The following is an 8,320-nucleotide window of genomic DNA, read 5'->3' on the forward strand; positions in this document are numbered from 1 at the left end:
GGGCGTGAGACTGTTGCGCCCCTCAGGGGCAGGCCCCACAGGGGGAGACGAGGACGACGACGCGGCGCTGCTGCGCGCGGTCGCCCGGGGGGACTCCGAGGCACTCGCCGTCCTCTACGACCGGCACGCGGGCTGGCTGCACGCCCGGCTGGCCCGGCGCTGCCCGGACGAGGAGACCGTACGGGAGGTCCTCCAGGACACCTTCGTCACGGTCTGGCGCTCGGCCGGCGGCCACCGCGGCCGGGGCGAGGCCGGGGGCTGGCTCTGGGTGATCGCCGCCCGGCGGCTCGTGGACGCCCAGCGCGCCCGGGCCCGCGCCGAACGCACCGAACGGGCCGCCGCCGCGCCCCCGGAACCCGCCACCCCCGCGCCCTCCACCGAGGAACGGGTGCTCGCGGGCCTGGAGTACGGGGAGGTGGGCGCCGCCCTCGACCGGATCTCGCCCGAGCTGGCCGAGGTTCTGCGGGCGACCGTCGTCGACGGACTGACGACCCGCGAGACCGCCCGGCTCCTCGGCATACCCGAGGGCACGGTCAAGACCCGCGCCCTGCGCGCCCGCCGCGAACTGCGCGCCGCCCTCGGCGCCGGCGGCCCGTACCCCTTGGGAGGCACCGCATGACGTCCCCCCGACCCGCCGCCGACTGGCACGTCACCGACGCGCTGGCGCTCCGGTACGCGGAGGGCACCGCTCCCGAGACGGACGCCTGGTCCCTGGAGAAGCACGTCGAGTCCTGCTCGCCCTGCGCGGGCCGTGTCTCGGCCGCCGTCCGCGCCGGGGCGGCGGGTCCGGCCCTCGCCTCCGTACGGGCGGAGCTCCTGGCCTCCGTGGGACACCGCCCCGCCCCGGTGACGACCGTCGCACACCCCCTCGGGCGGTGGGCGCGGCTCTGGTGGGCCGCCGGGCCCGCCCTGCGCGGGTCCTGGGTGGTGGCCGTGGCGCTCGTCCTGGGCGGGGCCTTCGGCCTGGCCTACGGGGCCGGGTTCCAGGGCGCCCGGAGCTGGCTGCTCGCGCTCTCCCCGGTCCTCCCGCTGGGCGGGGTCGCCGTCTCGTACGGACGCCACGCCGATCCGCTGTACGAGATCACCGCCGCCACGCCCTCCGGCGGGCTGCGGCTCCTGCTCACCCGTACCGCCGCCGTACTCGCCGTCTGTGTACCGCTGTTGACCGTCGGCGGGGCGCTGCTGCCGCCGGTGGCCGGGTTCCCCGGGGCGGCCGCCTGGCTGCTGCCGGGGCTCGCCCTGATCCTGGCGACCCTCGCCCTCGGCTCGTTCGTCGGCTGCCGGGCGGCGGCCGCGACGCTCGCCGGCGGGTGGCTGCTCGCCGTGACGGGCCCGCTCCTCGCACCGGCGACCGCCGACCCGGACAGCGCCGCCGCGCTCGTGCGCTACTTCTCCGGCCCCGTGGCACAAGGGAGTTGGGCCGCCGCGGCACTCGCCTGCGCCGCCCTCCTCGTGCTGCGGCGCCGCTCCTTCGACCACCTGGAGACCCGGTGAACAAGCCCGCCACGGTCGCGGTGACCGGACTGACCGTCCGGCACCGCCGCACCGTCGCCCTCGACGCGCTCGACCTGTCCCTCTCCCGCGGCGTCCACGGCCTGCTCGGCCCGAACGGCGCAGGGAAGACCTCGCTCATCCGGGTCCTCGCGACCGTCGCCGCGCCCGCCTCCGGGCGGGTGGAGCTGCTCGGCGAGGACGTCGCGAGCCCTCGCGAACGCACCGGGATCCGGCGCCGGCTCGGCTATCTGCCGCAGGAGTTCGGCTACTACCCCGCCTTCACGGTCCGGGAGTTCGTCGCGTACGTGGCCTGGCTCAAGGAGGTGCCGGCGAACCGGGCCCCGGCGGCCGTGGAGCGTGCCGTCGAGCGGGTCGGGCTCGCCGACCGGATCGACGCGCGGATGAAGACGCTGTCGGGCGGCATGGTCCGGCGGGCCGGCATCGCCCAGGCCATCGTGAACGAACCGGAGTTGCTGCTCCTCGACGAGCCGACGGCCGGCCTCGACCCCGAGCAGCGGGTCGACTTCCGCGCGCTGCTCCGGGAGCTCGGCAAGGAGGCGACGGTGGCGGTCTCCACGCACCTGGTGGAGGACGTGGCAGCGGCCTGCACCGACGTCGCCCTGATCGAGGCGGGACGGCTCGCCTTCCGCGGCACGACCGCCGAACTCGCCGCTCTCGGCGGCGAGTCGGCCGATCCCGGCGACACGACGACGAACGCGATCGAGCGCGGCTACACGGCCGCACTGCGCGCCCACCGCGAGCGCTCCGGAAGCGGCGCGGCACGCGCGAAGGAGGCGCTGCGGTGACCGCGACCCTCACTCCGCCCCGTACGGAGCCCGCCGCGTACGTACGTACGGTGTCCCCGCTCCGTACCGAGCTGCGCCGCGGGCTCGGGCCGTGGACCGGCGCCGCCGTCCTCCTCACCGTCCTGGTCACGATGTACGGCAAGGGGCTGGGCTGGCAGGGCCGTTGGGCCGACACGACGAACCTGCTGCACGTCGTCGCCGGTCTGCTCTGCGGCCCCCTCGCGCTCGCCGCCGGCTGCTGGCAGGGCGGCCGGGACCGGCGGCGCGGGACGACGGAGCTGTGGGATTCCGTCTCCCGTTCCCCGATGCGCCGCCTCCTGGTCGCGGTCGCCCCGTCCGCGCTCTGGCCCGCCGCCGGGCTGCTCCTCGCCGACGCCGTCTGCGCCCTCGCCACCTGGCCGTACGTCTCCGCCGGGCGCCCCTTCCTCGAACTCCTCGCCGCCGACGCGGTGGCCGTCGGCGCGCTCGGCACGCTCGGCCATCTCGTCGGCCGGGTGGTCCGCTGGAGGCTGACGGCCCCGCTCCTGGGGATCGCCGGGTACGTGGTGCTGGGCCTCGCCGCGTATCGCGAAGGCCCCGCGCGCTGGCTCGGTCCGGCGGGCGAGCACCAGTTCTTCTGGGACCGGCCGGTGTGGTGGTACGGCCCGGCGGCGATGGCGTGGGCGGCGGGGCTCGCGCTCGCCGCGCTCCTCGCGTACGGGCTGCGCACGGCCCGCCTCCGGCCGCTCGCGCTGGTCCCGCTGGCGGTCGCGGTCGGCGCCGCCACGTTGATCCTGCGGCTGCCGCCGGACGAGGGCCCGTGGCGCCCGGACCCCGCCCTGGCGCGGCAGGTCTGCGACGACGGCACGCCGCAGGTGTGTCTGACGGCCGTGGACGAGGGGCTGCTGCCCTCGGTGTCGGCGGCGCTCGCCCCGCTGAGCGCCCATCTCAAGGGGGTGCCCGGCGCCCCGGTCCGCTGGGTGGGCGGCGCGAGCGGACCGGCCCTCCCCGGCGACGTCGAGCTGCCCAGCGCCCGGCAGGACGCGGTGCGCAACCGGCTGACGCGCCCCGATCTCTATCTGAACTCGGCCGTGAACTGGCTGTTCTCGGACTCCTGCCGACCCGGCGACGGCACGGGCCCGAACGCCGAGCGGGCGAGCACCGTCCAGCTCGCCGTCATCGAGTGGCTGGCGCCGACACCGGACGACTACGGCCCCGACACCACCGCGGCCCGGCCCTACATCGACCGGCTGCAAGCCAAGTCCCCGGCCGAGCAGCGCGAGTACCTCACCCGGTTCCTGGCCGCGAACACCTGCCACCCGGACGAGGTGCCGATCCCGTGAAGCTCCCCCCGCTGAGCCTCTATCTGCGCTCCCGCGGCCTGCCCGGCGCGCTGGCCGCCCTGTTCGGCACGGCGGCCGCCGCCGCCTGGGCGGCCCAGTGGCTGGTGTCGCTGCCGGACTTCGACCACACGGCACGGCTGCCGGTCGTGCTCCTCGGCCCGCTGCTGGCGGCGGGCGCGATCGGCACCAGTCTGCACACGCCGAGCGACGAGCTGGACCGTACGGCGGTACGACCCTGGTGGCCCCGGCGCCTCACCCATCTCCTCGCCCCGACCGCGCTCGCCGTGGCCCTGCTGGCCCTCGCGGTGCCGGGCCACTCGGAGGCGTTCGGCGCGCCCGCCGCCGTGCGCAACACCCTGGGCCTGGTGGGCATGACGGCGGCTGCCGCCACCCTCGTCGGGGCCCGGCTGAGCTGGCTGCCGCCCACCTTCTACCTGGGCGTCGTCTATCTCGCGGCCCCCTCGGACGCGGGCGGCGGCGCGGTCTGGTGGGGCTGGGCGACACGACCCGGTCCGGAGGGCGAGGCCTGGACGGTCGCCGCCCTCTGCCTCGCGGCCGGGACGGCGCTGTACGCCTGGCGGGGCGCCCGGCACGTGACCGGCGAGGCCTGAGCAGGGGCGCGAGAGCGCCACCGCGCCTATCTGAGCAGCCAGTCCCTCGTCAGCTCCGCCATCTCCGCCGGCGTGCGCCCGCCGTGGTCGACCGCGATGAAGTGGTCGGCCACGCGCAGCGAGAAGACGAGCAGGCAGCGGACCTCGACGTCGTCCTCGTCGGCGCAGAAGTCCCGGAAGAGCGAACGCAGGTACTCCATGCGCCGGTTGTCGGTGCGGCGGAGGCGTACGGCGACGGTCTCGTCGCGCCGGGCCCAGTCGCGGACGGCGAGGTCGACGGCGAGGCCGGTCACCGGCCCTTCGGCGACGCCCTGGACGAAGTCGAAGAGGCGGCCGAGTTTGGCGCGTCCCTCTCCCCCACCGCTCTCGATCCGCTCGATGACGGCTTCGGAGACCTCGCGCTCCCAGGTGTCGAGCATCTCGGCGAGCAGGGCGTCGCGGTTGGCGAAGTACCCGTAGAAGCCGCCCTTGCTGACGCCGAGGGCCTGGGCCAGCGGTTCGATCCGTACGGCCTCAGGGCCGCCCTCGGCGAGCGCGCGGAGGCCCTCCTCGATCCACCGGCCCCGTGGTGTGCGGATCGCGCCCATGGTGTGTCCCTCCTCACCTCGCCACTCCTCCGCCCGACTATACGGTGCCGTACAGACAGGTCTACGGTTGATCTATACGCCACCGTATAGACGTCTCCGCGCAAGCGGCGGACCGCAGGAACAGGGGTACGACCATGAGACTTCCCCGCACCGCGCACACCTCCCGCCCGTGGCGGATCCACGAGATCGCCGGCGACTTCCAGGTCGAGGACGTGTGGGAGCTGCCCGTCACGGGCGGCCCGGACGATCTCGACCGCCTGGTACGGCAGTTCACGAGCAGCGGGGGGACGGCCCTCTCCTCCCCGCCGGTCCGCACGCTCTTCGCGATCCGCTGGAAGCTGGGGGCGCTGTTCGGCTGGGACAAGCCCGCCGCCGGCCTCGGCGGGCGGGTGGAGACGCTCCGGGACCGCCTCCCGGAGGACCTGCGCGAGGGCACGCGGGGGCCGGACCTGCAAGCGGTCCCCTTCACCTCCGTCTTCCAGACGCACGACGAGTGGGTGGCGGAGAGCGCCAACCGGACCGTGCACGCGGTGATGCACATCGGCTGGGTCCCGGACGGTGCTTCGGGGCGCCATCGCGCGCGGATGGCCGTGCTGGTGAAGCCCAACGGCCTGCTCGGCGCGGTCTACATGGCGGGGATCAAGCCGTTCCGGTACCTGGGCGTGTACCCGAGGCTGATCGGCGCGATCGGCCGCGAATGGGAGGCGGGCAAGGCGGCCGCCTGACGGGCCGCGCCCCCGCTCGAGTCCCGGCCGCCCCGGACCCGGGCCGCCTTCGGGACGCGCACCCCTCGAACCCGCGCCCCCGCTCCGGCCCCGTCAGCCCCTGGGTGCGGCGATCTCCGCGTAGCGGCGGCGGAGGTAGGCGTCGACGCGGGAGGGCATGTCCATCGAGGACGGGTCGAGGGCCCATTGGATCTGGAGGCCGTCCATGACGGCGAGGTGTTCCTGGGCGACGGCGAGGGAGTCGAGGTCGGGGCGGAGTTCGCCGCGGCGGACGGCGGCGTCCAGGAGGTCGACGGTGTGCCGGAGCACGCGCGCGTAGCGCTCCTTGAAGTACTGGTGGGCGGGGTGGCCGACGTTGCCGGACTCGCCCACCAGGACGTTGAACATGCGGACGATGCCGGGGCGCCGAGTGTTCTCCTCGATCAGGGCGACGAGCGTGTCGAGGTAGGCCGCGTACGACGCCGGCTCGTCGCTGAACAACCTCTCCACGTCGTGCTGTTCGCTCTGCGCGAGGACCGAGAGGAGCAGGTCCTCCTTGCTGCGGAAGTGGTGCAGCAGCCCACCCTGGGTGATGCCGCAGTCGTGGGCGATCCGGGCGAGGGAGGAAGCGTGGAAGCCCCACTGCCCGAAGTGGTCGACGGCGGTGTCCAGGATCTTCTGACGGCGCGCGTCGCCGACCGCGTAGCTGCCCCGGCCTGCGCTCCTGCGGGGCGCTCGGCCCGTGTTCTCCGGCATGCGCCCACCTTAGACCGGCCCGGAATGGGGCTTTTCCGCTGTGACCCAGGACACATTCCAGAAACCTAGTAGGCACTCGGTTTTCGCGCCTAGCCTGAGGGCGTCCAAGGGCGGCACCGCTCTCCCCGGCCACACCCAGGAGCCCTGACATGCACCCGTACCAGGACCCCACCCGCCCCGTCGGCGAACGCGTGGAGGACCTCCTCGCCCGCATGACGCCGGAGGAGAAGGCCGGGCAGCTCTTCCACTCGATGCTGATGATGAATCCCGACGGCACCCCGGTGACCGCCACGGACGGCTCGATGCTGCCCCTCACCACTCCGGAGCTCATCGCGGACCGGCAGCTCACCCACTTCAACCTGCTCGGCACCCACGGCGCCCGCGAGATGGCGCTCTGGCACAACGCCGTCCAGGAGATGGCGGCGGCCACCCGCCTCGGCATCCCGGTCTCGCTCTCCACCGACCCGCGCCACGCCTTCACCGACAACATCGGCGCCTCCTTCAACGCCGGCGCCTTCTCCGCCTGGCCGGAGGCGCTCGGCCTCGCCGCGATCGGCGACCCCGAGCTGGTCTTCTCCTTCGCCGACACCGTCCGCCGCGAGTACCTCTCCGTCGGCTTCCGTACGGCGCTCCACCCGCAGATCGACCTCGCGACCGAGCCCCGCTGGTCCCGCCAGTCCGGCACCTTCGGCTCCGACGCGAAGCTGACGGGCGAGCTGGTGGAGGCGTACGTCCGCGGTCTCCAGGGCGAGAGCCTCGGCAAGGACTCGGTGGCCGCGATGGTCAAGCACTTCCCCGGCGGCGGCCCGCAGAAGGACGGCGAGGACCCGCACTTCCCGCACGGCAAGGAGCAGGTCTACCCGGGCGGTCTGCGCGAGCTGCACCTGGAGCCGTTCAAGGCCGCGATCGCGGCCGGCTGCTCGCAGATGATGCCGTACTACGGCCAACCCGTCGGCACCGACTGGGAGGAGGTCGGCTTCGGCTTCAACAAGGGCGTCGTCACCGGGCTGCTCCGCGAGGAGCTCGGCTTCACCGGCGTCGTCTGCACCGACTGGGGGCTGCTCACCGACGCCGTCGTCCTCGGCGAGGCGCACGAGGCACGGGCCTGGGGCGTCGAGCACCTGAGCGTGGCCGAGCGGGCGGCCAAGGCCCTCGACGCGGGCGTCGACCAGTTCGGCGGCGAGCAGTGCCCCGAGGTGATCGTGGAGCTGATGGCGTCGGGCCGGATCCCCGAGGCACGGGTCGACGACTCCGTACGCCGTCTGCTGCGCGAGAAGTTCCTGCTCGGGCTCTTCGACGAGCGGCGGTACGTCGACCCCGACGAGGCGGCGGAGACGGTGGGCCGCGCCGACTTCACGGCCGCGGGCGCCGCCGCCCAGCGCCGGTCCCTCACCGTCCTCACCGACGGCCCGCTCCCCCTGACGGGCCGGCCCAGGCTGTACGTGGAGAACGTCGACCCGGCGGTCGCGGCGGCGTACGGCGAGGTCGTCGCCGACCCCGCCGGGGCCGACCTCGCGGTGCTGCGGCTGCGCACGCCGTACGAGGAGCGGCCGAACCTCTTCGAGTCGCTCTTCCACTCCGGCTCCCTCGCCTTCCCGGACGAGGAGCTGGCCCGGATCCTCGGGCTGCTGGCCGCCGTGCCCACGGTCGTCTGCGTCAACCTGGAGCGGCCGGCCGTCCTGCCGGAGATCGCCGAGCGGGCGGCGGCGCTGATCGCCGACTACGGCGCGAGCGACGACGCCCTGCTCGACGTCGCCTTCGGCCGGGCCGCGGCCGAGGGACGGCTCCCCTTCGAACTGCCCCGCTCGATGGCCGCCGTGGAGGCCTCCCGGCCGGACGTCCCGAACGACACGGCGGACCCGGTCTTCCCGCACGGCCACGGCCTGACCCTGTAGGGCCTGTCCGGCCGATCACGCCGCGAGCCCGGCCCGATCGGCAGGACACCCCTAGACGAGTAAGTCCGAAGTGCTGGTCAGTGGTCGTAGGCGATCAATGACCTGGTCAGTGATGTTCCGTTGGCCCGGTTGTGCCAGATGGCTG

9 protein-coding genes are annotated in these 8,320 nt (G+C 74.7%); 7 read left to right on the top strand and 2 right to left on the bottom strand.

The genetic code is table 11. The features are described 5' to 3' along the window. Positions 1 to 4: 4 nt before the first annotated feature. Genes OO54_RS21385 through OO54_RS21405 form a run of 5 tightly spaced genes read left to right on the top strand, consistent with a single transcriptional unit; the run spans position 5 to position 4,233 of the window. Positions 5 to 619: an RNA polymerase sigma factor gene (locus tag OO54_RS21385; RefSeq protein WP_051787077.1), complete on the top strand. Its 615-nt coding sequence runs from the start codon at positions 5 to 7 to the stop codon at positions 617 to 619. Further along, positions 616 to 1,494, top strand: a complete 879-nt coding sequence (locus OO54_RS21390) for a hypothetical protein (protein WP_033205244.1) — start codon at positions 616 to 618, stop codon at positions 1,492 to 1,494. The genes OO54_RS21385 and OO54_RS21390 overlap by 4 nt, the downstream gene beginning before the upstream one ends. Next, entirely contained in the window at positions 1,491 to 2,300 is an 810-nt protein-coding gene (locus tag OO54_RS21395; RefSeq protein WP_234439367.1) for an ABC transporter ATP-binding protein, read from the top strand. The genes OO54_RS21390 and OO54_RS21395 overlap by 4 nt, the downstream gene beginning before the upstream one ends. Continuing rightward, complete coding sequence (locus OO54_RS21400) at positions 2,297 to 3,622, top strand: hypothetical protein (protein WP_033205246.1); 1,326 nt, start codon at positions 2,297 to 2,299, stop codon at positions 3,620 to 3,622. The genes OO54_RS21395 and OO54_RS21400 overlap by 4 nt, the downstream gene beginning before the upstream one ends. Beyond that, on the top strand, positions 3,619 to 4,233 hold the full coding sequence (locus OO54_RS21405) for a hypothetical protein (protein ID WP_033205247.1): 615 nt from the start codon (positions 3,619 to 3,621) through the stop codon (positions 4,231 to 4,233). The genes OO54_RS21400 and OO54_RS21405 overlap by 4 nt, the downstream gene beginning before the upstream one ends. A 26-nt stretch (positions 4,234 to 4,259) precedes the next feature. On the opposite strand, the gene OO54_RS21410 is transcribed toward OO54_RS21405, so the two are convergent. Then, on the bottom strand, positions 4,260 to 4,820 hold the full coding sequence (locus tag OO54_RS21410; RefSeq protein ID WP_033205249.1) for a TetR/AcrR family transcriptional regulator: 561 nt from the start codon (positions 4,818 to 4,820) through the stop codon (positions 4,260 to 4,262). Positions 4,821 to 4,954: 134 nt separating this feature from the next. Between OO54_RS21410 and OO54_RS21415 the strand changes: the two genes are divergently transcribed. Further along, a complete protein-coding gene (locus OO54_RS21415) occupies positions 4,955 to 5,545 on the top strand; it encodes a DUF2867 domain-containing protein (protein WP_033205252.1) in 591 nt (196 codons plus the stop codon). A 93-nt stretch (positions 5,546 to 5,638) separates the two neighbouring features. Here OO54_RS21415 and OO54_RS21420 read toward each other — a convergent pair whose 3' ends face one another. Beyond that, positions 5,639 to 6,280 (bottom strand): TetR/AcrR family transcriptional regulator, encoded by a 642-nt coding sequence (locus OO54_RS21420; protein ID WP_033205254.1) that lies wholly within the window; start codon positions 6,278 to 6,280, stop codon positions 5,639 to 5,641. A gap of 149 nt (positions 6,281 to 6,429) precedes the next feature. Between OO54_RS21420 and OO54_RS21425 the strand changes: the two genes are divergently transcribed. Further along, positions 6,430 to 8,175 carry a glycoside hydrolase family 3 protein gene (locus tag OO54_RS21425; protein ID WP_033205255.1) on the top strand — a complete coding sequence of 582 codons (1,746 nt, stop codon included), beginning with the start codon at positions 6,430 to 6,432 and terminating at the stop codon, positions 8,173 to 8,175. Positions 8,176 to 8,320 lie beyond the last annotated feature (145 nt).

Source organism: Streptomyces wedmorensis (assembly GCF_000716445.1).
In the GTDB taxonomy this organism is placed as follows: domain Bacteria; phylum Actinomycetota; class Actinomycetes; order Streptomycetales; family Streptomycetaceae; genus Streptomyces; species Streptomyces wedmorensis.